Source organism: Paracoccus sp. KKT209, assembly GCF_055635455.1.
This window is the reverse complement of the sequence record NZ_CM145758.1, coordinates 1,097,447-1,122,380: the sequence shown is the minus strand read 5'-3', so window position 1 is coordinate 1,122,380 and position 24,934 is coordinate 1,097,447. Positions and strand designations below refer to the sequence as shown.

General features: G+C 71.0%; 25 protein-coding genes. 7 read left to right on the top strand and 18 right to left on the bottom strand.

The features are described 5' to 3' along the window. The first annotated feature begins 49 nt into the window (after positions 1–49). Complete coding sequence (locus tag ACZ2G3_RS05530; RefSeq protein WP_419267302.1) at positions 50–697, top strand: response regulator transcription factor; 648 nt, start codon at positions 50–52, stop codon at positions 695–697. Positions 698–761: 64 nt separating this feature from the next. Further along, a complete protein-coding gene (locus ACZ2G3_RS05525; protein ID WP_419267301.1) occupies positions 762–1,160 on the top strand; it encodes a flagellar export chaperone FliS in 399 nt (132 codons plus the stop codon). Between the two features lie 332 nt (positions 1,161–1,492). On the opposite strand, the gene ACZ2G3_RS05520 is transcribed toward ACZ2G3_RS05525, so the two are convergent. From ACZ2G3_RS05520 to ACZ2G3_RS05500, 5 genes are read right to left on the bottom strand one after another with little or no spacing between them, the layout of a single operon-like run. Next, the gene (locus ACZ2G3_RS05520) at positions 1,493–1,903 is read right to left on the bottom strand and encodes a hypothetical protein (protein WP_470398201.1); all 411 of its coding nucleotides are present in this window, start codon (positions 1,901–1,903) and stop codon (positions 1,493–1,495) included. 10 nt (positions 1,904–1,913) lie between these two features. After that, a complete protein-coding gene (gene flgM / locus ACZ2G3_RS05515) occupies positions 1,914–2,213 on the bottom strand; it encodes a flagellar biosynthesis anti-sigma factor FlgM (RefSeq protein ID WP_419267299.1) in 300 nt (99 codons plus the stop codon). Continuing rightward, on the bottom strand, positions 2,186–2,971 hold the full coding sequence (flgA, locus tag ACZ2G3_RS05510; RefSeq protein ID WP_470398198.1) for a flagellar basal body P-ring formation chaperone FlgA: 786 nt from the start codon (positions 2,969–2,971) through the stop codon (positions 2,186–2,188). The genes flgM and flgA overlap by 28 nt, the downstream gene beginning before the upstream one ends. Beyond that, a complete protein-coding gene (locus ACZ2G3_RS05505; RefSeq protein ID WP_470398196.1) occupies positions 2,968–4,041 on the bottom strand; it encodes a flagellar assembly protein T N-terminal domain-containing protein in 1,074 nt (357 codons plus the stop codon). Before ACZ2G3_RS05505 ends, flgA begins: the two co-directional genes overlap by 4 nt. 29 nt (positions 4,042–4,070) lie before the next feature. Beyond that, the gene (locus ACZ2G3_RS05500; protein ID WP_470398194.1) at positions 4,071–4,613 is read right to left on the bottom strand and encodes an LPP20 family lipoprotein; all 543 of its coding nucleotides are present in this window, start codon (positions 4,611–4,613) and stop codon (positions 4,071–4,073) included. 216 nt (positions 4,614–4,829) lie between these two features. On the opposite strand from ACZ2G3_RS05500, the gene ACZ2G3_RS05495 reads away from it, so the two are divergent. From ACZ2G3_RS05495 to ACZ2G3_RS05485, 3 genes are read left to right on the top strand one after another with little or no spacing between them, the layout of a single operon-like run. Continuing rightward, positions 4,830–6,983: a flagellar biosynthesis protein FlhA gene (locus ACZ2G3_RS05495; protein ID WP_470398192.1), complete on the top strand. Its 2,154-nt coding sequence runs from the start codon at positions 4,830–4,832 to the stop codon at positions 6,981–6,983. Positions 6,984–6,989: 6 nt separating this feature from the next. Beyond that, a complete protein-coding gene (locus ACZ2G3_RS05490; RefSeq protein WP_470398190.1) occupies positions 6,990–7,862 on the top strand; it encodes a hypothetical protein in 873 nt (290 codons plus the stop codon). Beyond that, positions 7,840–8,547, top strand: coding sequence for a sigma-70 family RNA polymerase sigma factor (locus ACZ2G3_RS05485; protein WP_470398188.1), 708 nt, complete (start codon positions 7,840–7,842; stop codon positions 8,545–8,547). The genes ACZ2G3_RS05490 and ACZ2G3_RS05485 overlap by 23 nt, the downstream gene beginning before the upstream one ends. Before the next feature lie 73 nt (positions 8,548–8,620). On the opposite strand, the gene ACZ2G3_RS05480 is transcribed toward ACZ2G3_RS05485, so the two are convergent. Beyond that, positions 8,621–9,850: a hypothetical protein gene (locus tag ACZ2G3_RS05480; protein ID WP_470398186.1), complete on the bottom strand. Its 1,230-nt coding sequence runs from the start codon at positions 9,848–9,850 to the stop codon at positions 8,621–8,623. Positions 9,851–10,029: 179 nt separating this feature from the next. On the opposite strand from ACZ2G3_RS05480, the gene ACZ2G3_RS05475 reads away from it, so the two are divergent. Beyond that, a complete protein-coding gene (locus ACZ2G3_RS05475; protein ID WP_470398184.1) occupies positions 10,030–10,827 on the top strand; it encodes a lytic transglycosylase domain-containing protein in 798 nt (265 codons plus the stop codon). Here the strand turns inward: ACZ2G3_RS05475 and ACZ2G3_RS05470 are convergent. The 11 genes from ACZ2G3_RS05470 to flgB form a co-directional block, all read right to left on the bottom strand. Further along, positions 10,811–12,055 (bottom strand): flagellin N-terminal helical domain-containing protein, encoded by a 1,245-nt coding sequence (locus ACZ2G3_RS05470; protein WP_470398182.1) that lies wholly within the window; start codon positions 12,053–12,055, stop codon positions 10,811–10,813. The genes ACZ2G3_RS05475 and ACZ2G3_RS05470 overlap by 17 nt on opposite strands. Positions 12,056–12,066: 11 nt before the next feature. Then, positions 12,067–16,041, bottom strand: a complete 3,975-nt coding sequence (locus ACZ2G3_RS05465) for a FlgK family flagellar hook-associated protein (RefSeq protein WP_470398180.1) — start codon at positions 16,039–16,041, stop codon at positions 12,067–12,069. Further along, complete coding sequence (locus ACZ2G3_RS05460; RefSeq protein WP_470398178.1) at positions 16,038–16,331, bottom strand: rod-binding protein; 294 nt, start codon at positions 16,329–16,331, stop codon at positions 16,038–16,040. Before ACZ2G3_RS05460 ends, ACZ2G3_RS05465 begins: the two co-directional genes overlap by 4 nt. Positions 16,332–16,338: 7 nt before the next feature. Continuing rightward, entirely contained in the window at positions 16,339–17,457 is a 1,119-nt protein-coding gene (locus ACZ2G3_RS05455) for a flagellar basal body P-ring protein FlgI (protein WP_419267285.1), read from the bottom strand. After that, positions 17,454–18,104: a flagellar basal body L-ring protein FlgH gene (locus ACZ2G3_RS05450; RefSeq protein WP_470398176.1), complete on the bottom strand. Its 651-nt coding sequence runs from the start codon at positions 18,102–18,104 to the stop codon at positions 17,454–17,456. The genes ACZ2G3_RS05455 and ACZ2G3_RS05450 overlap by 4 nt, the downstream gene beginning before the upstream one ends. Before the next feature lie 5 nt (positions 18,105–18,109). Further along, positions 18,110–18,898 carry a flagellar basal-body rod protein FlgG gene (flgG, locus tag ACZ2G3_RS05445; RefSeq protein ID WP_470398174.1) on the bottom strand — a complete coding sequence of 263 codons (789 nt, stop codon included), beginning with the start codon at positions 18,896–18,898 and terminating at the stop codon, positions 18,110–18,112. 89 nt (positions 18,899–18,987) lie between these two features. Further along, a complete protein-coding gene (locus tag ACZ2G3_RS05440) occupies positions 18,988–19,752 on the bottom strand; it encodes a flagellar basal body rod C-terminal domain-containing protein (protein ID WP_470398173.1) in 765 nt (254 codons plus the stop codon). 7 nt (positions 19,753–19,759) lie between these two features. Then, on the bottom strand, positions 19,760–21,031 hold the full coding sequence (locus ACZ2G3_RS05435) for a flagellar hook protein FlgE (protein WP_470398171.1): 1,272 nt from the start codon (positions 21,029–21,031) through the stop codon (positions 19,760–19,762). A gap of 30 nt (positions 21,032–21,061) precedes the next feature. Continuing rightward, on the bottom strand, positions 21,062–21,727 hold the full coding sequence (locus ACZ2G3_RS05430; RefSeq protein ID WP_470398170.1) for a flagellar hook assembly protein FlgD: 666 nt from the start codon (positions 21,725–21,727) through the stop codon (positions 21,062–21,064). A gap of 20 nt (positions 21,728–21,747) precedes the next feature. After that, positions 21,748–22,158, bottom strand: coding sequence for a flagellar basal body rod protein FlgC (flgC, locus tag ACZ2G3_RS05425; protein WP_470398168.1), 411 nt, complete (start codon positions 22,156–22,158; stop codon positions 21,748–21,750). Further along, the gene (gene flgB / locus ACZ2G3_RS05420) at positions 22,158–22,547 is read right to left on the bottom strand and encodes a flagellar basal body rod protein FlgB (RefSeq protein WP_470398166.1); all 390 of its coding nucleotides are present in this window, start codon (positions 22,545–22,547) and stop codon (positions 22,158–22,160) included. Before flgB ends, flgC begins: the two co-directional genes overlap by 1 nt. Positions 22,548–22,622: 75 nt before the next feature. On the opposite strand from flgB, the gene ACZ2G3_RS05415 reads away from it, so the two are divergent. After that, on the top strand, positions 22,623–23,363 hold the full coding sequence (locus ACZ2G3_RS05415) for a hypothetical protein (protein ID WP_470398165.1): 741 nt from the start codon (positions 22,623–22,625) through the stop codon (positions 23,361–23,363). A gap of 58 nt (positions 23,364–23,421) precedes the next feature. On the opposite strand, the gene rpoN is transcribed toward ACZ2G3_RS05415, so the two are convergent. Further along, positions 23,422–24,780 (bottom strand): RNA polymerase factor sigma-54, encoded by a 1,359-nt coding sequence (gene rpoN / locus ACZ2G3_RS05410; protein WP_470398163.1) that lies wholly within the window; start codon positions 24,778–24,780, stop codon positions 23,422–23,424. Positions 24,781–24,934 lie beyond the last annotated feature (154 nt).

Below are 24,934 nucleotides of genomic sequence, written 5' to 3'. Positions count from 1 at the left end.
AGCGCCCCGAGGCAGCCGGAAGCTCCATAACACAGAACGGATGGTTCCAATGAACGTGCAGCATACTGCCCCCCAGCCACAGATCAGCGTTCTTCTGGCAGATGACCACCGGATGATCCTGGAAATGTTCTCGATGTTCCTGTCGGAACTGGGGGGCATGACCGTCACCACCGCCGAAAGCTTCGACGAGGCCGCCGACCTGATCCAGCAGGAGGGACCCTTTGACGTGGTCCTGCTGGACCTGAACATGCCGGGCATGAACGGCGTGGCCGGCCTGCGGCGTGCCATCCGCCTGAACGACACCAAGCCCGTGGCGATCATCACCGGCACGCCCACCCCGCGCATGCAGGAGGAGATCATGAAGACCGGCGCCGCCGGAATCGTGCTGAAGACCACCCCCGCCCGCAGCCTGGCCAATGCGATCCGCTTCATCCATTGCGGCGAGCGCTATCTGCCGATGGAGTTGATGCGTCTTCAGGCCGAGCCGAGCCGCGTCGTCAAGAACGGCCAGTTGAGCGACAAGGAGATGGAGGTCCTGGTCTTCCTGGCCGAGGGCAAGCCCAACAAGGAGATCGCCAAGGAACTGCAGCTGGCCGAGCCGACGGTCAAGATGCATGTCACCTCGATCTATCGCAAGTTCAACGTGCAGAACCGGACGCAGGCCGTGGTCATCGCGCGCGATATGGGGCTGGTCTAGATAACATTCCGGCCCGGGCGGCCGTTAACTCAGGCAGATCCAACAGACAGATCCCGAGGCACCGATGACGCTTGATCTAGCCCGCCAATCCTACAGCCGCGCCGCGCAGGCAGGAGTGGTTGCGCCCGAGGATCCCCATGCCATCATCGGCCTGACCCTGACCGAGCTGCAATCCTCTATGGAGGCGCTGCGGGTCGCGGCCCAGAATGGCGCCGCGATGCCTTCGGGACCCATGACGCGGGCGCTGGCGGCACTGTACCTGCTGCAGAACAGCCTGGATTTCGAACGCGGCGGGGAAATCGCCCCGGCCCTGTTCCGCGTCTATGAATACTGCCGCGTGCAGGTCGTAGGGGCCTTCACGCGCGAGGCGGAGGACCCGCAGGGCCTGGAAAAGGCGATCTCGTTCATCGCCTCCCTCCGCTCTGCCTGGAGCGAGATCAAGGAGCGCACCGCCGCCGAATGACCATGGGACAGGTTCCGGAGGCTGCCGCAGGGGCAGCCTTAGCCTTGGCGCCGACAGGCCCGTGACGGGCGGTCGGCGCCCTTTTTGTTACGCCGCGCTGCACCCGCTTCCTGACACGATCCCTAATGCCGGTCCCATGGCGGTCCCCAACACCAAACCGCTGCCCGCTGCCGGAGGCCCTGCGACGGCCCGCAATCGCCCCTCCCTGGCACCTCGCCAGCGGCACGGCAAAAGAGGGACCATCGACATGCCAATGCCGGTCCGGAGATGACCGGACCGGCATGATGATCAGCAGATGGCAGCCCCCGCGCTGCCGGCGACGGCGCCTGAGGTCAGTGGGCGCGCAGCAGCCGGATGGTGCGGATCGCATCGCCGGACAGGCCCAGGCTGTCGCTGATCTCCTGGGTCGGCGCGCCCTCGCGGCACATCTCGATCGCCTGCTCGATCATGCGCTCGGAGGTCAGCCACTCGACGTCCCCGCGCAGCGCGGCAAGGTCGGATCGCAGCACGCTCTGCTCGTCCTGGCGCCGCTGTTCCTGGGCCGCCAGCAGGGTCTCGATCGCGCCGACGATCTCGGCAGTGTTGAAGGGCGGGATGACCGGATGGGCAAGGGGCGCTGCCACCGCGGCCGTCGCCCGCGGCCGGTTTCGGCGCCCGAGGGCGGCGCCCATGGTCACCATGGCCAGGCACAGCGCCAAGGCCATCAGGATGATCAGTGCCGGCATGGAAATCGAGAACGACATGGCGTTTCCTTCAACGCGAGAAATCTAGGCCATCGCGGAACAGCACGTCCGCGATACGCTCCGGGTCGATCGGATAGGCGCCCTCCGAGATGGCCGTGACCAGCCGATCCACCAGCGCCCGATCCACCGGCGGCCCCTGCGTCAGCGCCTCGGGCAGTGCGCCCGCGCTGGCGGAAAGGCTGAGGCTGTCGCGCGGGCCGGCGCCCGGGCCGGAAGGTTTCGATCCCGACGCCTGTTGCGAGGCACGTTGCGTCTCCACGTCCAGCGAGGAGCGCAGGCGGGTTACATTCGATGTGATTGGGTTGACCATTGCAGCCTCCGTATGGCCTGCCTAACGGCGCTTCTGCGGCGCATGTTAGGGCGGACCCTCACGATCCCCCGGGCGACGATCAGCGCCTCGACCTCGCGGCCGTCGCGCCCGCCCTGCCGGACCTGGATCAGGTCGCCGATGACGCCGCCGACCAGGGCCGTGCCCGCCGCAGATATCTCGATCCCCCCGCCCTGCAGGTTGATCGACACCTCCTGCCCCGGCTCGACGTCCAGCGCGGGCTCCAGGTGGCGCTCCAGCAGGGGCTGGCCCACGCGCAGCGGCACGCGCAGGCGGCGGCCCTCGGCATGGGCGGGATCGCTCAGCGACTGCCCCCCGTCGCCCGCAGCCGGGATATCCGCCTGGCGCAGGTCGCCCGGCCCGATCCGTGCCCCCCGCTTCAGCGGCCGGACGGACAGCAGCGCGGGGATCGTCGCGGCCGGTGCCCGGGTGGGGGCAGCACCTGCATCCGCAGAGGCGCCGGCGACCTCGGCTCCGGTGCGGAACATCCGCTGCCAGGCCAATGGCGCATCGCAGTCCAACGACACCGTGCGCCAACTGCCCGCGACCGGCGCCACCCTGGGCGGATGCGCGCATTCGGGAAGGGCGCGCAGCGGCGCCGGCATGTCGGGCGCCGGCTGGCCCGCCGCGCCCATGGCGCGGGCTATCAGCGCAACGGCCTCCTCGCCCGTCAGGGCGGATGCCGCAACCGGCGCCACCAGAACCGCCACCGGGACAAGCAGGGTCAGGGCCGCCCTCATGGCAGGCCCGGCGTGGTGGTGATGAATCTCACCGGACGCCCGGCAAAGGCCGACAACGGCCGCGCCGGGTCCAGGGGCGCCAGGCTGACCGTGCGATCGCCCACCGCCGTCACCTCCAGCATCTCGGTCGAGGCGTCTCGGTCGACGGTATAGGCGATGCTGGTCCGCAGCACGCCCTGGGCGCGCCCCACCGGTGCCGACAGGCGACCCCCGGCCAGCAGCAGCTGCGCCGCGACCGGCTGGCAGCCGGCCCGGTCCAGCAGCGCCGACAGCGCGGGCGTGGCCCCTGCCCCTAGGCGGCTGGCCAACCGGTGGCGGTCGGCCTCGACCAGCGGCGCAGCGCGGCCCAGGACCGAGGCACCGGGCAGCCTGACCACCTCATCATGGGTGGCGGCCAGCGCATCGGCCGCGCCTTCCAGCCGCATCTCCAGCGACAGGCGCAGGTGCCGGTTGTCGGGAACGATGCGCAGGTCCAGGTGCAGCGCGTGCCCCCCCGGCGGCACGCGGACGCTGCCGCGGGTCAGGGTGCGATAGTCGGTGGCCTCGTGCCGGGCGGGGGGCAGACGGTCGGCCAGGGTCAGCTGCGCCACGGCCGGATGGCCCGCCGCCCGCCGCAGCAGCTCTGCCGCAACGTGCTGGCCAAAGGCCTCGGTCCAGCCGGGGCTTTCCTGGGACACATGCACCCGCACCGGATAGGCCATCACCACCAGCCGCCGCCGCTCGGGGCAGGCCCCGGTTTCGGGCGGGCCGACCTGGGCCTGGACGCCCATCCGCAGCAGCTGCCCGTCGAACGTCTCCGAGGTGACCCGATAGGCCAAGACCCGGCCGGTCGGCCGCACCACCAGCAGGTCCGAGGTCATGCGCGTGTTCGACAGGACCGAATGGCCCCGCAGATCAGCGCCGCCCGCCAGCGCGGCCGACAGCAGCGCATCGGCCAGCGCCCGCCGCCGGGCCGCCGGGCGATCCGCCGGACCCGAGACATGGGCGGCGCCCACGACCTCGATCCAGCCCCCGCGGGCCGCCAGAACACCACCGGGCGCCAGCCCCAGGACCGCCAGCGATCCGATCATCAGATGTCGTCGCGACAGGCCCATCGCGATCACCGCGCCGCGCGCAGGACTTGCGCCAGCGTCGCCTCGTCCAGTTCCAGCAGGACGGCATAGCCGTCATCGCCCCGCGGCTCGATCGACACCGTGCGCGCCGCGCGCAGGCTGCCCTGGACATGCGCCGCCACCGTGTCGTTGCGCAGGACCGCATCGCGCAGATAGCTGTCCGAGCTGATCCGGATGCCATGCACCTGTTCGGTCAGGTCGCGCAGCGCATCCAGCCGCGCCGCCCGCATGGCCAGCAGCCGGCGTTCGTTCACCGTCTGACCCGGCTGCCCCGCCACCTGGGCAAAGCCCCGACCCGACAGCTTAGGCATGACCGGCGCAGCCATCGGGGCGGGCGCAGGCGTTCCCTCCATGGCCGCCGCGATCGGGATGGGCGCGTCATTTCCTGCCAAGGGGGCGTCGGTGCCAGGTGCGCTGCCTGCCGCGCAGCCCGAAAGCAGGGCCGCCGCCACAAGGAGGATCCCGGCCGACCGCAACGGCCGAACACGGGTGGCGGGGGCGGACAAGGGCGCGGATTGGGTTGCAGGCATGGCGGTCGGGCTCCGATGCTGGGGCTGTGTTGCCGGCCCAGGCTGCAAGGCCCGTGCCAGACCGACAGGCCTATCCCAGCCAGCGCCGCCCCGGACCTCCGGCGCGCGCCCGTGGCACGGACGCAGCTGGCACGGGCCTTGCAGTCATTGCCTTGACATCCCGCACGACAAGCCGAGGCCCCACATGACTTTCCCCTCCATTCCACTGGCCTTGGCATGAGCGCGCTGGCACGTTCGGGACGCTTCGTGGGCGAGGCGGGCACATTCGCCATGCCGCTTGGCATCCTGGTCATCATGGCCATGATGATCCTGCCGCTGCCCGCCTCGCTTCTGGACATCTTCTTCGTGGGCAACATCCTGCTGTCGCTGCTGGTGCTGATGGTGGCGGTGCATTCCGAACGGCCGCTGGATTTTTCCAGCTTCCCCTCGCTGCTGCTGATCGCCACGACCCTGCGGCTGGCGCTGAACGTCGCCTCGACCCGGATCGTGCTGTCGGAAGGCCACCTGGGCACGGATTCGGCCGGCCAGGTGATCCAGGCCTTTGCCGAATTCGTGGTCGGCGGGAACTTCGTCGTGGGCCTGCTGGTCTTCGCGATCCTGGTGATCATCAACATGGTGGTGATCGCCAAGGGTGCGGGCCGCGTCTCCGAGGTTTCGGCCCGCTTCACCCTGGACGCCATGCCGGGCAAGCAGATGGCCATCGACGCCGACCTGAACGCCGGCATCCTGACCCCCGAAGACGCCAAGGTCCGCCGCGGCGAGGTCGCGGCGGAGGCGGATTTCTACGGCGCGATGGACGGCGCCTCGAAATTCGTCAAGGGCGATGCCGTCGCGGGCCTGGTGATCCTGGCCATCAACGTCTTTGGCGGCATCGTCGTCGGCACGGCGCAGCACGGGCTGAGCCTCGGCGAGGCCGCCGACACCTATGTGCGCCTGTCGGTCGGCGACGGCCTGGTGGCGCAGGTGCCCGGCCTGCTGCTGTCACTGGCGGCGGCGATCATCGTCACGCGCTCATCCTCGTCCTCGGACATGGGCGGGCTGATCGGTCGGCAGGTGAACGTCTCGCGCGCCTGGACACCGGCCGCGGCGGTGCTGCTGATCCTGGGCCTGGTGCCGGGCATGCCGAACCTGATCTTCCTGCTGGCAGCGGCAGGGGCCGCCGCCGCCGCGGTCGCCGCCGGCAGGTCAGAGGCGCGCCAGACCGCCGCCGCAGCACCCCCCACGCCGGGCGCGCCGCTGACGGCCCTGAACAGCGCGGATCGGACCGAGGAGCGGTCCGAGCCCGCCGCCACGCCGATCACCCCCGAGGAGGTCACCGACCTCGCCCCCCTGACCCTGCAGATCGGCTATGGCCTGATCCCCCTGGCCAGCGGCAATGACGGCGGCACCCTGGTCAGCCGCATCACCGCGATCCGGCGCGAGCTGTCGCGCGCCTTGGGCATCGTCGTGCCGGGCGTCCGCATCCGCGACGACCTATCCCTGCCCCCGAACGCCTACCGCCTGCGCATCGGCCAGACCATCGTGGCCGAGGACGTGGCCCATGCCGATCGCAAGCTGGCGATCCCCGGCCACAACTCGACCCGCAAGCTGGCGGGGATCGAGGTGCGCGACCCCTCCTTTGGCCTGGACGCGGTCTGGATCCAGGCGCACCAGCAGCCCGAGGCCGAGGCCGACGACTATACCGTCGTCGACCCCGAGGCGGTGATCGCCACCCATCTGGGCCAGGTGCTGCAACGCCACGCGGGCGACCTTCTGGGCCCCGACGATGTCCAGGCGTTGCTGGATGCACTGGCGCAGGCGGCGCCCACGCTGGTGCAGACGGTGGTGCCCAAGCTGGTGCCGCTGCACGTGCTGACCGCGGTGATGCGCCAGCTGCTGCAGGACCGTGTTCCGGTGTCGGACCTGCGCCGCATCCTAGAGGGGCTGGCGCAGCTGAGTGCCACGCCTGCCACGATCGCCGCCCAGGCCGAGGCGCTGCGCCCCGCGCTGATCCCGCTGCTGCTGCAGCAGATCGCGCCGGTGGGGGCGACGCTCGGATTTGTCACCTTGGTCCCTGACCTGGAACAGATCCTGATCCGCGCCCGCCGCCCGGCCGAGGATGGGCTGACCCTGGACCCCAATTTCGCGGCGACCCTGTTGCGCGACCTGGCCTCGGCCGAGGAGGAGATGCAGGCGCGGTCGCAGCACCTGCTGATCGCCGTCTCGCCGCCGTTGCGCCGGTCGCTGGCGGCCTTCATGCGCCCGCACCTGGGCGACGCCCTGGTCCTGGCGCTGACCGACCTGCCCGAGACGCGCCGCATCGAGGTGATCCGCAGCATCGGCCTGCCGCAGATGCCGCTTCCCGGCCCCGCGCCGCAATCCGCAGGGTGATCCGTCATGACACGACTGACCATACGCGCCGCAGATTCCGCCCAGGCCATGGAGGAATTGATGCGCTGCCTCGGCCCCGAGGCGCTGATCCTCTCCACCCGCCAGCATCGCGGCCAGGTCGAGATCGAGGCCGTGTCGGGTGACACCGCGCTGGCCGATCTTGCGCCGCCCGCCCCGGAAAAGCCGGACCCCGCGCCGCAATTCGCGGCCCGGCTGCTGCGCGAGCTGACGCGCCGGCGCAGGCCCGACGCGGTGCTGCCCCCGAACCTTCCGGGGCGGGTCGTGCTGGTGGGCCCGCCGGGCGCGGGCCGCAGCATGCTGGCCGCGCGCCTGGCGGCCGAGGCACTGCGCGTGCCCGGCGCCCGGCGGCCGACGCTGATCACTCCCCGGCCCGATCTTCTGTGCCCGCCGGGCGCCCTGGCGGGTTGGGCGCGGCTTCTGGGGCTGGTGCCGCATCGGCCGGTCTGGGCCAACGGAATCGCGGGTCCCCTGCCCGCCCCCGCCACCGACCAGACGCAGATCCTGGACCTGTCGGACCTGCCCCCCCAGGACCCCGACGCGCTGGCCCCCTTGGCCGCGCATCCCGATGCCGCGATCTGGCTGGTTCTGCCCACGGGCCTGCATCCCGCCTATCAGGACCGGCTGTGCCGGGATTGGGCGGACAAGGCGGCGCTGATTGCGCTGACCCGCGCCGATCTGTGCCCGCCCACCGCCGATGACCTGGGCCTGAACCTGCGCTTCGGCCTGCCGGTGGCGCTGATCGCGCAGGGGACGGGTCTTCTGGACACGCTGTCCCTGCCCCCGGGCCAAGATGCCGCCGACGCCCCCGATGCGGGCCAATCAGAGGAGCAGGCCGATGCTTCCGCGCAGCTATCCTGAACAGTCCCCCAATCCCGAAAAGTTGGTGGCCAGCCACATGAACCTGGCCCGCCGGATCGCTTGGCATGTCCATGGCCGGGTCGGCGCCCGGATCGAGATCGACGACCTGCTGCAGGTCGCCTACCTGGGCCTGATGGATGCCGCGCAACGCTATGTCGCGCAGCCGGGCACGCCTTTCGCGGCCTATGCGGGCATCCGCATCCGGGGCGCGCTGATGGATCACCTGCGCGAACAGGCCCATTACGCGCGGGCGACCCTGCAGATGCTGTCGCGCATCCGCACGACCGAACATCAGCTGGAACAGACGCTGATGCGCCATCCCGACGAGGCCGAGCTAGCGCAGGCGCTTGGCATCACGCCGGGCGAGCTGAACAAGTGGCGCCGAGAGATCGATGCCGGGCAGACACGGTCGCTGGACGAGCTCTATTCGGACCACTCGATGGTCTTTCGCGACAAGGCCCTGACGGCCGAGGACATGCTGTCGCAGCAGAACCTCAAGACCCAGCTGCGCGACGCCATCACGGCGCTGCCCGAACGCGAGGCGCTGGTCCTGCAGCTTTACTATGTCGAGGAACTGAACGTCTACGAGATCGCCGAGGTGCTGAAGGTGACCACCGGACGCGTCTCGCAGATCAAGAAGGCCGCGATCGAACGCCTGCGCCGTAGCATCGCCGAAGCCGACTGAGGCGGCGGGAAATGCAGATCCGGGCGCCGGCAACGGCCGGGCCCGGACCATGAGGGGGGCACGGACAGTGACCCTATTCGGCCGCCGTCGCCATATAGGGCATGACCTGCACGGTCTGGGACATGCGGTGGACCCAGTCGCGGGCCGGGCCGGCCAAGTCGCTGGCAAGGCCCGGGCAAAGCCTGCTCAGCGCCGCCAGTGCGCGCGGCCGGCCGACGACATCGGCGGGAATGTCGCAGGTGATCCAGTCGCCGCGGTCCATCCGTGCCTGGGTCACGCCTTCGGAATGGGCCAGCCAGAACACGATGCCATGCAACTCGTAGGCCTCGGCCAGATCCTCGGAGGGCAGATCGCGGCGCCGCAGCAGGTGCATGCCCGCAAAGGCCGCGACCACGTCGCTGCTCAGCTCGATGATCTCGGCGGCCACTGCGGACCAGCCGTCGGGGCCGGCCTTGGACAGGCGCCTCCAGTCGGGACCGTGGCCGGCCTCTTGGAACCAGAAGGCGGCGCAGTCGGCATCCTCGGCCACCAGGAAATCCCGCTCGATCAGCCGCAGGCGGGCAAAGGGCTCCAGGTCGTCGCGCGTCTCGCTCCGGGGGGCGGGGCGGACCATCTCGGGGGCCTCCATCGCCTCGCCCATCTTCAGGACGTCGCCATAGCCGATCGCGTCCAGCAGATCCTGCGCCACCACGCTCAGCCGGATCTCGCGCGACTGGAAGAACTCGACCGGGACATCGGCCAGGCCGACGATGCGCATGGCCGTGCATTCGACCTGGCTGGGCTTCTTGCCAGCCAGCGTGCGCACAAAGCCCATCAGCCCCTGCGAGACGATGCTGCGATCCAGGTCGTGCAGCTCCTCCAGCAGGCGCAGCATCGGATCAGCGATGACCGCCGGACCAAGGCGCAGGGCGCCGATCTGGCGTTCCATCACGCGGGTCAGGGCCTCCAGCGCGCGCAGCCGCGCCTGCGCCTGCCAGGCGGCGGGCACCCCGCACAGGATCAACAGGCCGACCGTGCCCTGCGGGCCATTCTTCAGGCGCACCCCCACGTCCAGAAGATCGGTGGCCATGCCCGCGCGGTGCGGCATGACGTGAAAGCCAGATTGGTCCAGGTCGCCTGCGGCCAGCGCGGGCTCGATCTCGGTGTGGATCTCAGCGGCGTCCAGCTTCTGGCGCAGCGCCTCCAGCTCGGGCACCAGTTGCAGGCGCGTTCCCTGGGCCCCGACCAGCGCGGCGGCGGCAAGGATCGTGTCGCGCAGGTTTTCGGCAACAAGAACGGGCAGGCTGGATGCTCCGGCTATCATGGTATCCTCCGGGAATTGGGGCTGGGATGGGGCAGGCAGGGCTTGTCCGCATGATCGCATCGCAGGGCGGATCAGGCCAACGTGCGAACGGAAGCCGCCCTCCCCGTCCGGTCTTGCAATAGCCCAAAGGCTAGGCGCAACGGGTCGCGGGCACGGCGCTTGCATCTTCCCCTCCTGCCATGAAGCGCCCGTTCCTTTCCCCCGCCGCAGTCATCGCCACCCTCGTGCTGGTCACGACCGGGGGCGTCCATGCCAGCACCCTGCCCGACTGCGAGGCCCTGGCCGCGCAGGCCGGTGCCGAGATGGGCCTTCCCGAGGGGCTGCTTCCCGCGGTGGCGCGGGTCGAATCCGGCAGAAGCCACCAAGGGCGCGCCCTGGCCTGGCCCTGGACACTGAACCAGGGCGGGCGCGGGTCCTATCACCCGACCCGGGAGGAGGCCCTGCAGCGCCTGTCGCAGATCCTGGCCAGCGGGGCGCGCAACGTCGATATCGGTTGCATGCAGATCAACTGGCGCTGGCACCGGGACGGCTTTGCCGACACGGGGTCGATGATGGACCCGGTGCTGAACACCCGTTACGCGGCGCGCTTCCTTCGCGACCTCTACCAGCGCTACGGCAACTGGACCACGGCGGTCGCGGCCTATCACGCGGGTGATCCGTCCGGGGGGGACGCCTATGTCGGTCGGGTGGCGGGGGTCATGGGCCGCGCGATTCCCCAGGAAACCGGGCCGGTGGTGGCAAGCCTGCAGGGCGAATGGGTGACGGACCCGCAACCGCTGTCGCAGCCGCTGTCGGCCCTGCCCGTCCCGCCCGCACCCGAGCCGCCGGCCACCTTCGGGGCCCAGGGCCTGTTGATCCGGTCAGGCACGCCGCTGATCGCCGTCGGCGGCGGAGGCGGCGACCTGCGCCAGGCCCGCAGCACGGGTTTTGGCCTGCCGCCGCTGTCCGGGGGCAGCCGGGTTACCGCAAGTAATTGAAGAGCGACTGGGACGAGATCTTGACATAGGTCTGCTGGGCGGCCTGCTCGCTCAGCAGCAGGGATTGAAGCCGGGTCAGCGTGGCCGCCACGTCCAGGTCGCCCAGACCCGAGACCGCCTGGTCCACCACCAGCCGCTGCTGGGTCAGCGCGTCCTTTTGCCGGTCCACGGCCGCGCCCAGGCTGCCGACGGCGGCGCGCGAATTTGCCATCCGGTCCACCATCCGGTCGGTCGCCGCGATCACCCCCTCCGTGGTCAGCCGCGATGGCCGCAGCCGCACCACCGGTCCCGCCAGCGCGCCGCTGTCGTCGACATTGCCCAGGCCCAGGACGGGATAATCCGGCGGCCCTCCCGTCAGCTGCGACAGGCTGAAGGGCGCGATGGCCGACAGCCGGATCGAGCTGCCATCCGCATCCACCGCGGCCGAGACACCGGTGCGGGCGGTCTGCGCGTTGATCGCGTCGACCGGCGCCCCCGGCGCCTCCAGCCGCAGGTCCAGCGTGACGCGCGCCGAGCCGCGCGGCCCGGTCAGCGTCACCTCGACCGCCGTGTCGGCCCGTCCGCGCACGAGGTCCAGCCGGCCCTGGCCCTTGGAGGTCACAGCCCCCCGCGCCGACAGCATCGGCTCGGTCAGGCCCAGGATCAGGTCATCGGCCAGCTTGAAGAGGCTCTGGTCCCCTTCGCCAAAGACCTGCGCCCCGGAAATGCCCGTGGGCAGGACCAACCCGTCGCCAAGCGCGGCAATGCTGCTGGCGGCATCGCCGCGATAGACGACGCCCGCCGCGGTTTGTTCAAAGGCCGGGCCCGGCGCCGTGCCCGCAAACAGCGGGCGGCCGGCGGCGTCGACGCTGTTGGCCGTGGCCAGCAGGGTGGCGCGCAGGGTCACGGCCTCGGTCCGCAGCGCGCCATAGGCCTCGGGCGACAGGGCGTCGTTGGCGGCGCGCAGGGCGATCTGCTTCAGGCTGCGGACATCGTCGGACAGGCCGGCCAGCGCCTGGTCGGTCAGCGCCAGCCGGTCGGCACTGTCGCGGGCCACGGCCGATCGCGTGTCCAGCCGCGCACGCACATCGCGCAGCGCCGACAGTTCCACCGCGCGCGCCGGATCGGCCGAAGGACGCGGATCGTTGACCCCCGACGAGATGCGCGACTGCATCGCCCCGATCTCGGCGGTCAGCTTGCCAAAGCCGCGAATGGCAAGGCGGGCGAAAAGGGCGTCTCCGATGGTCATGCTGTCTCCGCTCAGAACATGCGCAGGATGGTGTCGAACAGCTCGCGGGCGATCGTGACCGCCTGAGCCGATGCCTGGTAGGCCTGCTGCAACTCCACCAGACGCGCCGCCTCGGCATCCAGGTTCACGGCGCCGATCGCCGCCTGCGCCCGCTCCGCCGCCTCGGCCGTGGCATCGGCGGTGGCCAGGCTGCGCCGCGCCGCCGCGACCCGCAGACCCGTATCGGCCTGCAGCCGCGACAGCCGGTCGCCCAGGCCCGGCGTGCCGCTGGCGGCGTCCCCGACCTGCAGCCGCGCCATGGCCCGCGCCGTATCGCCATTGCCCGATGCCGCGCCCGCGGGCAGGATCGAGAAGCGGTCGCCGCTCTGGGGCTGGCCGCCGAACTGCACGGTCAGCCCGCCAAACTGGCCGCGCCCGGCCGCATCCATGCGGCCCTCGGCCACGACATGGCGCGTCAGGCTGTCGCGCAGCACCAGCCGGCCGGTCGCGGCATCGGCGACCATCACCTCCAGCGCGCCGGGATGGGCGGGCGAGGCGCCCGCGGTCAGGTCGCCTGCCAGCCGCAGCGTGCCCTGACCGGTCATGGCCACGACCAGATCCTCGGGCGGCAGGTTGCGCAGGTCGATCTGCCGGGCCAGGCTGCCCCGCGTCTCGACCGCCAGGTCCAGCGCCGCGCCGGGCCCGGCCAGGATCAGGCGGCCATCCTCGGCCCGCACGGCCGCACCCGCCCCGCCAAAGCCCGCAGCCGGAACCGTGGCGATCTGAAGGCCACTGGCGGGGGCCGCGAATTCCAGCGTCAGCGCGCCTGTCGCGCCATCCCGCGTCGCAAGCCCCGGAAATTCGGCGGGCGCCTGGACCGAACCATCGGCCAGCAGGCGCAGCACATGCCTCGCACCGCCCACCGTCACAGGCAGATCGGCCGGCAGCCTCGCCGGATCGGTCGGCTGGCCGGTCAGCGTCAGGCGCCCTTCGCCCGGCCCCAGCCCGAAGGCAGGCGAGGCTGGCGTGCCGATGCCGCCGTCGGCCCCCGTCGCGCGCAGCACCAGCCGGTTCTGGGCGTCGAACCGCGCGGTGATGCGGTCAGGCTCGGGTCCCGAGATGACCGGGCCGCCCCGCTCCATCCGCAGGGTGTAATCGCCGCCGTCCACGCGCAGCGACAGGGTCGCCCCATCGGGCGGCAGGCCGGCCAGCGCGCGGCCGGTCACCACCGCCTCGGGCGCACCGGCCCGCAGCAGCCGCGCCAGGCCGACGGCCATGTCCTGCGCCGAGGTTCCGGGCGCAAAGGCGGCCTGGGCGTCGATGCCGTTCAGGCTGACGCGATGGAGGATGCCCCCCTGCGCCAGCGCCGGGACATCGGCAAAGGTCAGCCGCGCGGCCGCGCCCGCCGCACCGGTGCTGACGGCCACCAGCCCGCCGGTGGCCGGCGCGGCCGAAATCGTACTCGGCCCCTCGGTCAGCTGGAATCCCGCCAGATGGGCCAGGCTGACCTGCCCCGACTGCCGCAGCGCGCTGCCCGCAGCCCACTCCGCAGGCGCCGACAGCCGCGCGCCCGCAGGTGTCGCGCCCGCCACCGACAGCGCTCCGCCCGTCAGGGCCGAAAGGCCGATGTCATGGCCCTGGTCCTGGACCAGCAGCAGGCGGCTGCCGTCAGGGGACAGTTCCGCCCGGATGCCGGTCGCGATGCCAAGCGCGTTGACGGCCTGCGCCAGGGGCGCGGCATCGGGACCTGCCAGCGTGGCGGACACCCGCAGCGGCGTGCCGTTGAGGCCGGCCAGTTCAAAGCTGACGGGACCTGCCTGAAAACCCGACAGCTCCAGCGCGGTCGAGGCCTGCGCCGACAGTCCGGGGATCAGCGCCTGCATCCGTCCCGCCACCTGCGCGGCGCTGGCGCCTTCGGGCAGGGCCAGATCCGCCGCCGCCCCCGAGGCGTCAATCAGGGTCAGGCTGCGCGCCGGCACGGGCGGCAGGGGCAGCGTCGCCCCGAACCGGGTGCCCGCACCATCCAGCACCGCGCCATGCTGCGCCGAGGTTCCAAGACGGCCCAGTTCGGCGCCGCGATAGCCCTCCGTCCCGGCCGAGATCAGCGGCGTCGGATCATAGACCGCATCCGGCAGGAACCCGTTGCGGGCCGTCAGCAGCGCCGTCGCCTCGGCCGGGGTCAGGGGGCTGCCGGCGATGTGGCGGCCGTTGCGGGTGAGGATCTGGACCGTGCCGCCCGGCGCGGCACCTTGGGTCGGCACGCCCTCGATGCTGCCTGCGGGGCCTGTCAGGCGGACCTGCGGCGGCTGGTCGTTGCCGGGGCGCGTCAGCACCAGCCGATCCCCATCCGCCAAGGCCACCAGCCCCATCTGCGACAAACTGCGCCCGTCGCCGGTCCGCAGCCGCCCGTCCGTCAAGGCGCCCGCGATCGCGGCAGCGTCCGCAAGACCCGTCAGGTCAAAGCTGGCGCCATCGACCTCCAGCACACCGGCCCCGGCCACCGGCCCCACCGAGGAGGATGCGGGCTGCCCCAGGCTCGCCAGCCGCAGAACCTGGGTGCCGGCCGGAACCAGCCCCACCACGCCGCCCAGCAGATCGACCCCCGCCGGGTCCAGAAGCGGTCCCAGGGCGGGGATCTGCGCCGCAGGGGCCGGCACAAAGGTCGCGGTCAGGCTGGCCGAGCCCAGGTTGGAGGGCGCCGCCGCGCTGGCGAATGCGGATGCGGCCGCCAGCGCGGCAGGATCGGTCAGCGCCAGGCGCAGATCGGCGGCGCGTCCCGTCACCGGCGTCAGCGCAATGCGGTCGCCGTCGCGGGCAGTGCCCGCCAGATCGACCAGAACCCCGTCCAGCAGCAGCTGGTCGCGCCCGCGGCCCAATTCGGCCCCGGCCGCGTCCCGCGCGCGCCAAAGCCCCTCGGCCCCGTCAAAGACCAGATCGATCGGCAGACGCGCCGCCGCAGCCGACAGGTTGGTCAGCGTGACCTGCACCCGCCCGGCATTCGACGCCGCGGGCTGCGCACGCCAGCCGTCGATGGCAAACAGGTCGCCCCCCGGCAGTCCGCGCAGATCGACGCCGCCGCGATGGACCCGGTTCATGGCGCTGGTCATCTCGCGCGCGAAAGCGTCCAATTCGGACCGGGCCATGTCCAGCGCGCCCATCGCCCGCGACATGCCGCCCAGGCTGCCTGACGGCATCAGTCGCGTCTGATGCGCAGTGCCGTCGGCGGCATCCACATGCAGCGTCAGCAGGTCGGGCGCGGAAACCGACAGGTTGGCCGTCCTGCCCCGGTCCAGCAGCAGCGGACCAGTCTCTCCGCCAAGTCGCACCAGCGCCTGCCCCGACCCGTTCAGCGTGACCGAAATGGGCAGGATACGCGCCAGCTGGTCCAGAAGCGCGTCGCGGCGGTCGGCCAGGGAATGGCCGCCGCTGTCACCCTGCGGCATCTCGGACAGGGGGCGCGACAGCTGCGCCAGCCCCTCCAGCATGCGCTGCGCGTTGCGGACCTGTTCGGCGCTTTCGCCCAGGATGTCGCGGCGCAGCACCTCCATCTCGCGCGCGAGGCCCGAGACGGAGGTGGTCAGCGCCTGCCCCTGTTGCAGGACCAGCGTGCGCGTCGTGGCGTCGGTGGGGCTGGCGGCCAGGCGCGACAGGGAATCAAAGAAATTCCGCAGCGTCCCGTCAATGCCGTCGTCGCCGGGGATCATCAGCGTCTCGATCGCCTGCGCGCCGGACAGATGCGCCTCGGCCGCGGCCTGGCCACCACCGGCACGCCGCGCCCGGTCCGCCACCAGCGCATCAAAGGCGCGCCGCACATCGGCGGTGGTGACCCCCTGCCCGCCCGTGGGCAGCGTCGTCGGCGTGCTTTGCGCCCCCGTTGCGCTGACCGTTGCCACATCGCGGCGGCGATAGCCCTCGGTATGGACGTTGGCGATGTTCTCGGCGGTGGTGGCCAGCGCCGTCCGATAGGCCAGGATGCCGCTGCGGCCGATGTCCAGGATGTTGCTCATTCGCCGACGCCACCCTTGGAGAACTGGCGGGCGATGGCCTCGGCAATGCCGAAGCCGGCGGCGGAGGCGGCGCTTTGCGACAGCTGCGTGTCCAGCATCTGCTGGGCGGAACTGACGGCCGAACCGCCGGTCAGGTCGTCTCCGGGCAGGCCCGCCCGTGCGCCCTTCAACAGCGAGTCCAGAAACAGTGCCTCAAACCCGCTGGCGGCCTTGGCGATCTCGGCGCTGCCGGGGCGCGACGTTTCGGCGGGGGGAACGACGGCAAGCGCCGTGGCGGGCAGGATCTGCATGTCGACCTCAGATGATGACCAGTTCGGCGCGCAGCGCGCCGGCTTCGCGCAGGGCGTCCAGGATGGCGACCAGATCCGCCGGGCTGACACCAACCGCGTTAATCGCGTCGACCAGGCTGGAAAGTGACACGCCCGGATCAAAGACAAAGGCGCGGGCCGGTTCCTGGTCGGCCGAAATGGTGCTGTCGGGGGTTATGACGGCTTCGCCCGGCACGGCGACGGCGCCGTCCTCTCCGGTGACGACGGTCGTGCCGCGGCTGACATTGATGTCCTCGGTCACCCGCACGGTCAGCGATCCATGGGTGACGGCGGCGGGCGAGACGCGGACATTGCCGCCGATGACCACGGTGCCTGTGCGGGAATTGACCGCCACGCGGGCCTTGGGCGCGTCGGGCGTCACGTCGATGTTTTCCAGCATGCCCGCAAAGGCCACGCGCTGGCCGGGATCGGCCGGCGCATAGACGCTGATCGAGGCCCCGTCCACCGCGATCGCCGTGCCCGCCCCGAAGGTGTCGTCGATGGCCTTGGCCACCGCCGCCGCGGTCGAGAAATCGGGTCGGTGCAGGTTCAGAACCAGGTAGTCGGTGTTCAGGAAGGGGCTTTCCACCATCCGCTCGACCGTGGCGCCGCCGGGGATGCGTCCGACGGTCGGGATGTTGACGGTCAGGGATGATCCGTCCGCGCCTTCGACCCCCAGGCCGCCGACCACCAGGTTCCCCTGCGCGATGGCATAGATCTCGCCATCGGCGCCCATCAGCGGCGTCATCATCAGGGTCCCGCCCTTCAGCGACTTGGACTGCCCCACGGTCGAGACGGTGACGTCCAGCGTCTGCCCCTCCTTGAGGAAGGGGCCCAGTTGGGCGGTGACCATGACGGCGGCGGTGTTGCGGGCGTTCAGGTCGCGCGCGCTGACCTGCAGCCCCAGGCGCGAGATCATCGATTCCAGCGATTGCAGCGTCAGGCCGGAATTGCCGTCGCCGGTGCCCGCCAGGCCCACGACGATGCCGTATCCGACCAGCTGGTTGGCACGCACCCCGGCGACCGCTGCCAGGTCCTTCAGGCGGTCGGCCTGGGCGACGGTCGGCCCGAACGCCAGGACCAGGGCAAGAAGGACCCGGGCGATCACAGCGGGTTCACCGTGGTCACGGCCCGGCCGAGCCAGCCGCGGCGCGCCGTGTCGGCGGTGTCACCGGCCCCCAGATAGCGGATGTCGGCATGGGCGATGCGGTCGGACATGACGACGTTGTCGGCGCTGATGTCCTCGGGGCGGACGACGCCGGTCAGGCGGACATATTCGTTGCCGTTGTTCAGGGTCAGCCGCTTCTGGCCCATGATCTCCAGGTGCCCGTTGGCCAGCACCCGCACCACGGAGACCGACAGGCGGCCGGTGAAGGAATTCGACTGCGCCGCGCCGCCGCGCCCCGAAAAGCTCTCGGCGGTCGACCCGCCCAGCCTGCCGCTGTCGAAGTCGCCCACCAGCAGCGACGGCAGCTCCATCTCCATGGACGCGGAACGACCGGCATTGGCGGATTGCGACTTGCTGGCCTGGAACCGCTCGATGAACTGGACGGTCAGCACGTCGCCGATGCCGGAGGCGCGGCGGTCGCTTGCGAACAGCCCCCGCGTGCCCTGGTAATAGATCGACCCGGTCGGCACGGCAGAGGGTTCCGGCGCCTCGACATAGACGGGTTCGTAATTGGCCCCGGCGCGGTCCTCGACATAGGTGGCGCAGGCGCAGAGCGGCAGGACAAGGGTCAGGACAAGGCGTTTCATGGTCATCACAACTTGTTGGTGAGATAGCGCAGCATCTCGTCCGAGGCCGAGATCGAGCGCGAGCTGATTTCATAGGCGCGCTGCGTCTCGATCATGTCGACCAGCTCCTGCACCACATTGACGTTCGACGCCTCCAGCGCACCCTGGACCAGCTTGCCGGCGCCATCGGCCAACGGCGCCCCGACCGCAGGGGCGCCCGATGCCGGGGTTTCCACCAGAAGGTTCTCGCCCACCGGGCTAAGCCCGCGGGGGTTGGGAAACAGCGCCAGGGTAATCTGGCCGATCTCCTGCGCCTCGACCTCGCCGGGCAGGTTCGCCGTCACGATCCCGTCGCTGGAGATGACCAGCGACTGCGTGCCCTCGGGCACCACGATCTCGGGCTGCAGGACATAGCCGCTGTCATTGGTCAGCAGGCCCTCGGCGTTGCGGGACAAGCTGCCGTCGCGGCTATAGCCGATCCGCCCGTCGGGCATCAGGATCTGCAGGAAACCCTGCCCGTCGATGGCCACGTCAAAGGCGTTGCCCGTCGTCGTCAGCCCGCCCTGGGTATGGACCTTTTCGGTGGCCACCACCCGCACCCCGGTGCCCACGGCCAGGGGCCCCGTGAGTGCGGTGTATTCCGAGGTCTGCGCCCCGCCCGGCCGGTAGGTCTGATAAAGAAGCGTCTCGAAATTGGCGCGGTCGCGCTTGAACCCGGTGGTGTTGACGTTGGCCAGGTTGTTGGCAATGACCTGCATCCGGGTCTGCTGCGCATCAAGCCCGGTGCGGGCGACATGCATCGCGTTGGTCGACATGGGGGCACCTCGTGTGGCCGGGTTCGGAAGGGATGGCGTCGTTCAGACAGGGGTGCTGCAAGGTGCGTGCCAGCCTTGTGCTGCGCCCGTCAGCCCGGCAGGCGCAACAGCGCCGATCCGGCCTCGTCGACCTCGCGTGCGGTCTGGATCATGCGCAGGTTCAGCTCGAAGGTCCGCTGCAGCTCGATGGAATCGATCAGCTCGGCGGTCGCGTTCACGTTGCTGCCCTCGCGGATGCCCTGCAGCACGCGGGGGCGCTGGTCGGGTGGCGGCAGGTCGCTGCCGTCGGCCATGCGGATGCGGCCGTCCAGCGACTTGCGCAGGTCCACCGCGTCGTCGGGATCGACCGTCGCCAGGACGCCCACCTGCACCCGCTCGCCCGGCGCCCCGCCCTGCGGCGTGACGACGACCTGGCCCAGGTCGTCCACGACGATCTCGGTAAAGGGCGGGACCACGATCGGCTGCAGGTTGGCGCCCAGCATCGCCTCTCCGGCACCGTTGACCAGCGTGCCGCCGGGCCCCATCTGCAGGTCGCCCCGCCGGGTCAGCGCCGGTTCGCCGCCGCCAGGGGGCAGGATGTAAAAGAACCCCCGGTCCGCGATGGCCAGGTCCATCGGATCGCCGGTCTGGTCCATCGGACCCGGCGCGCGCGAGAACCCGTGCGGGCCGCGTTCCAGCTGGAAGGCGCGCCCGGTTTCGGCCTGGAACATCTGCAGGAAATGCGCCGAGCCCTCGTTCTGCAGGTCGCGCCGAAAGCCCGGCACGGCCTGGTTGGCCAGGTTCTGCGCCGAGACGATCCGCGTGTCGCGCAGGTTGGCCAGCGAATTCAGTGCCGTGTGGACAAGCCGGTCCATGGCGGCCTCAGGTCCGCAGGTTCAGGATGGTCTGCATCATCCCCGACGATGTTTCCATCGCCTTGGCGCTGGCCTGATAGTTGCGCTGCGCCGTGATCAGGTTCACCAGCTCCTCGGTCAGGTCGACATTGGCCTTTTCCAGCGCCCCTGACCGCAGCGACCCAAAGCCCGCGTCGCCCGGCGACCCGGCCAGCGCCGCGCCGGATTCGGCCGTCGCCGCGAAGGCCGCCCCGCCCATCACCCGCAACCCGCCCGGATTGGCAAAGTTGACCAGCGCCAGCTTGCCCTGGGCGATGCGGTTGTCGCTGCCATAGCTGGCAAAGATCGTGCCCTCATTGTCGATGTCCAGCGTGGTCAGCTGGGTGCGCGCCTGCCCGTCATGGCTGGCCGACCGCACCTCGAAGGGGGCATCCGTCAGCCGCGACCGCGCCAGGTCCAGCGCGATCGGCCCGGTTTCGCCGGCAAAGGCAAAGGGCTGGGTTCCGGCCAGCGGCTGGCCCTCGGCGTCGAAGGTCAGCGTGGCGGCGGCATCCTGGGGCGCCAGCACCGTGCCCGCCACCACCAGATGCATCCGGTAGCTGGTTTCCGGCGTCCCGGCGGTCGGGTTGCTCATGCGCACGAAATAGGCCTCGCCCGCGATGGCGCGCCCTTCGGCATCCGACAGCGGGACCGGCGTCCGGTGCGCCCAGGTGGTCGCATCGGCGGGATCAAAGGCCGCCGGGGGCACGGCCCCCTGGGCGCCGCCCATCTGCGGGTCGGAGGGCAGGCGCACCTCCAGCGCGACGGCCGATGTCGCGCGCGGTTCCCCCATCAGCAGCGGGATCTGCAGCGGGCCCGCCATGTTCACGGTCTGCGACAGGCCGCCCCCGTCGCTGGCCACCGGCCAGCCCAGCAGCTGCTGACCCGAGGCGTTCACGATCCGGCCGTCGGCCGACATGCTGAAGGCGCCGGCGCGCGAATAGAGCGTCTCGGGCGCACCGCCGCGCGGATTGGCCTGGGGCCGCAGCGCAAAGAAACCCGGCCCCTCGATCGCCAGGTCCAGCCGGTTCCCGGTGCCCACGATGCTGCCCTGGCCAAAGTCCTGGGCGATGCGGGTCACCTGCGTGCCCGTGCCCGTCGTCGTGCGCGACACGGTATAGGGCGACTGGTTGAAGATGTCGGCGAATTCGGCGCGGCTGCCGCGAAAGCCGATGGTCGCGACGTTCGCGATGTTGTGGGAGGTGGCAGCAATGTCGGTCTGTGCCGCCGAAAGTCCGGACAGGGCCGTGTTCATGGACATGGGAAAGCTCCTTGCAGCGATCTGGACGGGTTAGCGGAAGGACAGGATCTCGAGCGTGTTCAGCGCGCCGAAATCCTCGACTTCCAGGGTGACATCCTCGCCGCCGCCGGAGGCGCGGGCGGACAGGACGCGGGCATAGACCTGCGGATCGAGGTTGCGCACCACGCCCGCCTGAGAGGCGTTCAGCGACACCCGCACGGGGATGCGGCCGGCGATCTGGTCGCCCGACAGCTGGGCCCATTCGAACCCCACCAGCCCCGCGCCCTGGGCGCCCAGGTTCTGGGTGTGCAGGATCTCTCCACTGCGGGCGTCGGCATAGGTGATAGCCAGCGCCTCGACCGGCTCGGTCAGCTCGACCGCGCCGCGGATCGCGCCGTCGGCATCGGGGCGCGCGACCGCGCCGGGCACCAGGACCGAATGCCCCAGCATGTTCGCCGCCATCGAGATGCGCATGTCGCGCGAGCCGGAATTCTGCCCCGCCAGCGTCGCGTTGATGCGGTCGATCCCCGCCACGGTCGAGAACTGCGCCATCTGGCCCAGGAACTCGGTGTTCTCCAGCGGCTTCAGCGGGTCCTGGTTCTTCAGCTGGGCGGTCAGAAGGCGCAGGAAATCCTGCTGCCCCAGGTTGTCGTTCCGCGGCGGCGGGGCGCTGGCCTGCGGTGCGGGCGTGGCCGACAGCGGGGTGATCTGGGTCATCTGCATCTCCTCCTCCGCCGTCACTGGCCCATGCCAAGCGTGCGGGACATCATCGTGCGCAAGGTCGACAGCGCCTCGAGCGTGTTCTGGTAATGGCGGCTGGCCTCCAGCATCTCGACCATCTCCTCCTCGACCTGGACGGGCGATTCATAGACGAAGCCCTCGGCATCGGCCTGCGGGTGGTCGGGGCGGAACATGCGTGCCGGTTCGCGGTCCAGCGCCACGACGCGTTCGGCGCGCGGCGCCGACAGGCCGCTGCCCGGCACGCCCTCGTCGACGACGAAGACCGGGCGCAGCGGCCGGAACGCCGCCTCGGCGCTGCCGGCGACGGTCCCGGCATTGGCCAGGTTCGACGCGGTGGTGTTCAGCCGCTGCATCTGCGCCGACAGGGCGCGGGTGCCAAGGTCGAAGACGCTGTTGATCTGGCTCATCATTCCCCCCGGATGGCTGTCATCAGCCCGGATATGCGACGGTTGAGAAAGGTCAGGCTGGCCTGCTGGCGCAGCGCGTTTTCCGCGAACTGCACCTGCTCGACCGCCGGCTCGACGGTGTTGCCGTCCAGCGAGGCGCTGACCGGCACGCGCCAGCCGGGGCCGTTGTCGGGGCTGGCCGCGCTGTTGATATGGCCCGCATGCGTCGTGGCGGGGACGCCCGCGCCGCCCACCTGCCGGGCCAGTTCCGCCGCGAAGTCGATGTCGCGCGCCTTGTAGCCGGGCGTCGAGGCCTGGGCGATGTTCGAGGCCAGCAGTCCGGCCCGCCGCTCGCCGATGGTCAGCGCGGTTGCGTGAAAACCGATATGATCGCGAAGGTCGATCGTCATCTCTTTGCCTCCGATGGTGCGGGTCCTTGGCCCGATGCTTGCAAGCGAAATGCCAGATTGCGGAGGACGGCGGCGATGACGGCAAAAACATCCGAAAAACTGGTGGCCCTGGTGGCGCGGGGGCTGAAGGACCGCACGGCCGAGGAGGCGGCCGGCCTGCTGGAGCAGCTGCCGGCGCAGGTCCCGGCCGATCCGCCGGCGCGGCGGCGGGTCCTGTTGGCGATGCGGATCGCGCTGCTGCGCCAGTCGCAGGGCGCGCGTCCGGTCCTGGTGCCGCCCCCGGCGCCGCCCGAGCCGGTCGAGACGCCTGAACCCGCCGTGGTCATCGCGCCGCCCCCTGCCCCCAAACGGCCGCCCAAGACGGTGATCACCTCGATCCGGCTGGAGGATGCGGCCCAGCTGCTGGCCGCGGCCTCCGAACCCGAACCTGCGCCGCCCCTGCCGGCCAAGCCCGTCCCTGAACCCGCGCCCGAGCCCGGGCCCGAGGAAGCCGAAACGCCGGCCGAAACCGCCTCCACCTTCGTGGCGGACGCGGATTTCTGGAATTCAGACTTCGACGCGCCTTGGCCCGAGGCCAGTCCTTCGCCCCTGGCCGATGAACCCGCACCCGAACCTCCGCATGAGGAACCCGAGCCGCAGGACCTGCCGCCGATGCCCGACGAAGCGGAGGCGCCCGCCGAGGTCAAAAAGCCGCGCAAGCGCAAGAAGGCAGGCACCGCGCCGGCCCCGATGGACGCCGCCGATGCCGCCGCGGCCATGAACGCGCTGTTCATGATGGGCGATGACGATGGCGCGGACGGGTCCGAAACCCCCTGAACAGCCTGACGCCCGGCGCGCCTTTGCACCGGGCGTCAGGGGCTGGACCCGTTCGGCGTCAGCTGCGGCCTGACAGGATCGCCTGCCGCCGCCGGATCGAGGCGGTCGGAATGTTCAGCTGCTCTCGGTATTTCGCAACCGTCCGGCGCGCGACGGTGATGCCCTCGTCCGCCATCAGCCGGGCCAGCTGGTCGTCGCTCAGCGGGCGGGCCGCGCTTTCGCTGCGGATCAGCCGGCCGATGCGGTGGCGCACGGCCCCGGCCGAACCGCCCGTCTCGTGCTGGGTCGGCAGGGCCGCGGTGAAGAACTTCTTCAGCGGCAGCACCCCGTGCGGGGTCAGCATCAGGATGCCGGTGGTGACGCGGCTGACGGTGCTTTCATGGACATCGGCCGCGGCGGCGATTTCCTTCAGCGTCATCGGATGCAGGTGTTCGGGCCCCTGTTCCAGGAAACCGGCCTGGCGGCGCAGGATTTCCTCGCCGATGCGCAGGACGGTCCTGTTGCGATGCTCGACCGCGCGGGCCAGCCAGCGGGCCACCGACAGGCGTTCGGACACGTAGGATCGCGCTTCGTTGCGCACCTGCGCGGCGGCCCCCTCGGCCGGGGCCAGCTGGCGGGCATCGTGCTCCCGGATGACCACGCGCGGCAGGGTCGAGCGGTTCAGCTCGATCTGCCAACCGCCTTCGGGGGCCGCGCTGACGATCAGGTCGGGCGCGCGCACGGGATCGGACGTGGTGTCAAAACGGGCGCCGGGCTTGGGGTCCAGGCCGCGCAGGTCGCGCAGGATCGCGTGCAGGTCGGGGATGGTGCACTGGCAGATCCGCGCCAGCCCGTTCAGGTCGGCCGCGGCCAGCAGCGGCAGGTGGTCCAGCACGCGGGCGAACAGCGGCGACAGCAGTCCCCGTTCGGCGGCCTGCAGCCGCAGGCATTCGGCCAGGTTGCGTGCGAAGATGCCGGTCGGTTCCAGCGCCTGCAGGCGGGTCAGCATCTGCCGGGCCTCTGCCAGCGGCACCCCGCCCCGCTGTGCCAGGTCGTCCAGCGTCGCGCCCAGCCAGCCCGACGGCTCCAGCGCATCGACGAAGACGGTCGCCAGCTCGATCTCGGCCTCGGTCATCTCCAGGGCGCCGATCTGGCCGGCGACATGGGTATAGAGCGACACGGCGCGCGTGTCGGCCAGGGCGCCCACGCGGTCCCAGTCCTCCCGCTGGCCGCCGGCGACGCCCTGCGGGATCGGCACCGGCTTCAGGACGGCGGGACGGTTGGCGAATTCGACGAAGGGGTTTTCCTCGGCCTGGCTCTCGATGAAGGTCTGCAGTTCGGGATTGCTCATCTGAAGCAGGACGATGGCCTGGCGCAGCTGCTGGCTGACCACAAGCGACTGGCGGTGTCCAAGCGAATGGGAATGGCTGAGTTGCATGGCGTGGCTCCTTGACCAGACCACTTTCAGCACCCTGTCATGCGGATTCCAAAATTTTCGTTTGACGGGACTAAAACGTCGGAAACCCGACGAATGACCGCGTCAGGAGCGCGATAAAACCGTTGCAGCAAAAGACCCTTGGCGCGAAAGGCGC

Bases quoted from the DNA above. Each gene is read 5' to 3' on its own strand.
- ACZ2G3_RS05530 (WP_419267302.1), top strand. From the start codon at position 50: ATGAACGTGCAGCATACTGCCCCCCAGCCACAGATCAGCGTTCTTCTG.
- ACZ2G3_RS05525 (WP_419267301.1), top strand. From the start codon at position 762: ATGACGCTTGATCTAGCCCGCCAATCCTACAGCCGCGCCGCGCAGGCA.
- ACZ2G3_RS05520 (WP_470398201.1), bottom strand. From the start codon at position 1,903: ATGTCGTTCTCGATTTCCATGCCGGCACTGATCATCCTGATGGCCTTG.
- flgM (WP_419267299.1), bottom strand. From the start codon at position 2,213: ATGGTCAACCCAATCACATCGAATGTAACCCGCCTGCGCTCCTCGCTG.
- flgA (WP_470398198.1), bottom strand. From the start codon at position 2,971: ATGAGGGCGGCCCTGACCCTGCTTGTCCCGGTGGCGGTTCTGGTGGCG.
- ACZ2G3_RS05505 (WP_470398196.1), bottom strand. From the start codon at position 4,041: ATGATCGGATCGCTGGCGGTCCTGGGGCTGGCGCCCGGTGGTGTTCTG.
- ACZ2G3_RS05500 (WP_470398194.1), bottom strand. From the start codon at position 4,613: ATGCCTGCAACCCAATCCGCGCCCTTGTCCGCCCCCGCCACCCGTGTT.
- ACZ2G3_RS05495 (WP_470398192.1), top strand. From the start codon at position 4,830: ATGAGCGCGCTGGCACGTTCGGGACGCTTCGTGGGCGAGGCGGGCACA.
- ACZ2G3_RS05490 (WP_470398190.1), top strand. From the start codon at position 6,990: ATGACACGACTGACCATACGCGCCGCAGATTCCGCCCAGGCCATGGAG.
- ACZ2G3_RS05485 (WP_470398188.1), top strand. From the start codon at position 7,840: ATGCTTCCGCGCAGCTATCCTGAACAGTCCCCCAATCCCGAAAAGTTG.
- ACZ2G3_RS05480 (WP_470398186.1), bottom strand. From the start codon at position 9,850: ATGATAGCCGGAGCATCCAGCCTGCCCGTTCTTGTTGCCGAAAACCTG.
- ACZ2G3_RS05475 (WP_470398184.1), top strand. From the start codon at position 10,030: ATGAAGCGCCCGTTCCTTTCCCCCGCCGCAGTCATCGCCACCCTCGTG.
- ACZ2G3_RS05470 (WP_470398182.1), bottom strand. From the start codon at position 12,055: ATGACCATCGGAGACGCCCTTTTCGCCCGCCTTGCCATTCGCGGCTTT.
- ACZ2G3_RS05465 (WP_470398180.1), bottom strand. From the start codon at position 16,041: ATGAGCAACATCCTGGACATCGGCCGCAGCGGCATCCTGGCCTATCGG.
- ACZ2G3_RS05460 (WP_470398178.1), bottom strand. From the start codon at position 16,331: ATGCAGATCCTGCCCGCCACGGCGCTTGCCGTCGTTCCCCCCGCCGAA.
- ACZ2G3_RS05450 (WP_470398176.1), bottom strand. From the start codon at position 18,104: ATGAAACGCCTTGTCCTGACCCTTGTCCTGCCGCTCTGCGCCTGCGCC.
- flgG (WP_470398174.1), bottom strand. From the start codon at position 18,898: ATGTCGACCAACGCGATGCATGTCGCCCGCACCGGGCTTGATGCGCAG.
- ACZ2G3_RS05440 (WP_470398173.1), bottom strand. From the start codon at position 19,752: ATGGACCGGCTTGTCCACACGGCACTGAATTCGCTGGCCAACCTGCGC.
- ACZ2G3_RS05435 (WP_470398171.1), bottom strand. From the start codon at position 21,031: ATGTCCATGAACACGGCCCTGTCCGGACTTTCGGCGGCACAGACCGAC.
- ACZ2G3_RS05430 (WP_470398170.1), bottom strand. From the start codon at position 21,727: ATGACCCAGATCACCCCGCTGTCGGCCACGCCCGCACCGCAGGCCAGC.
- flgC (WP_470398168.1), bottom strand. From the start codon at position 22,158: ATGAGCCAGATCAACAGCGTCTTCGACCTTGGCACCCGCGCCCTGTCG.
- flgB (WP_470398166.1), bottom strand. From the start codon at position 22,547: ATGACGATCGACCTTCGCGATCATATCGGTTTTCACGCAACCGCGCTG.
- ACZ2G3_RS05415 (WP_470398165.1), top strand. From the start codon at position 22,623: ATGACGGCAAAAACATCCGAAAAACTGGTGGCCCTGGTGGCGCGGGGG.
- rpoN (WP_470398163.1), bottom strand. From the start codon at position 24,780: ATGCAACTCAGCCATTCCCATTCGCTTGGACACCGCCAGTCGCTTGTG.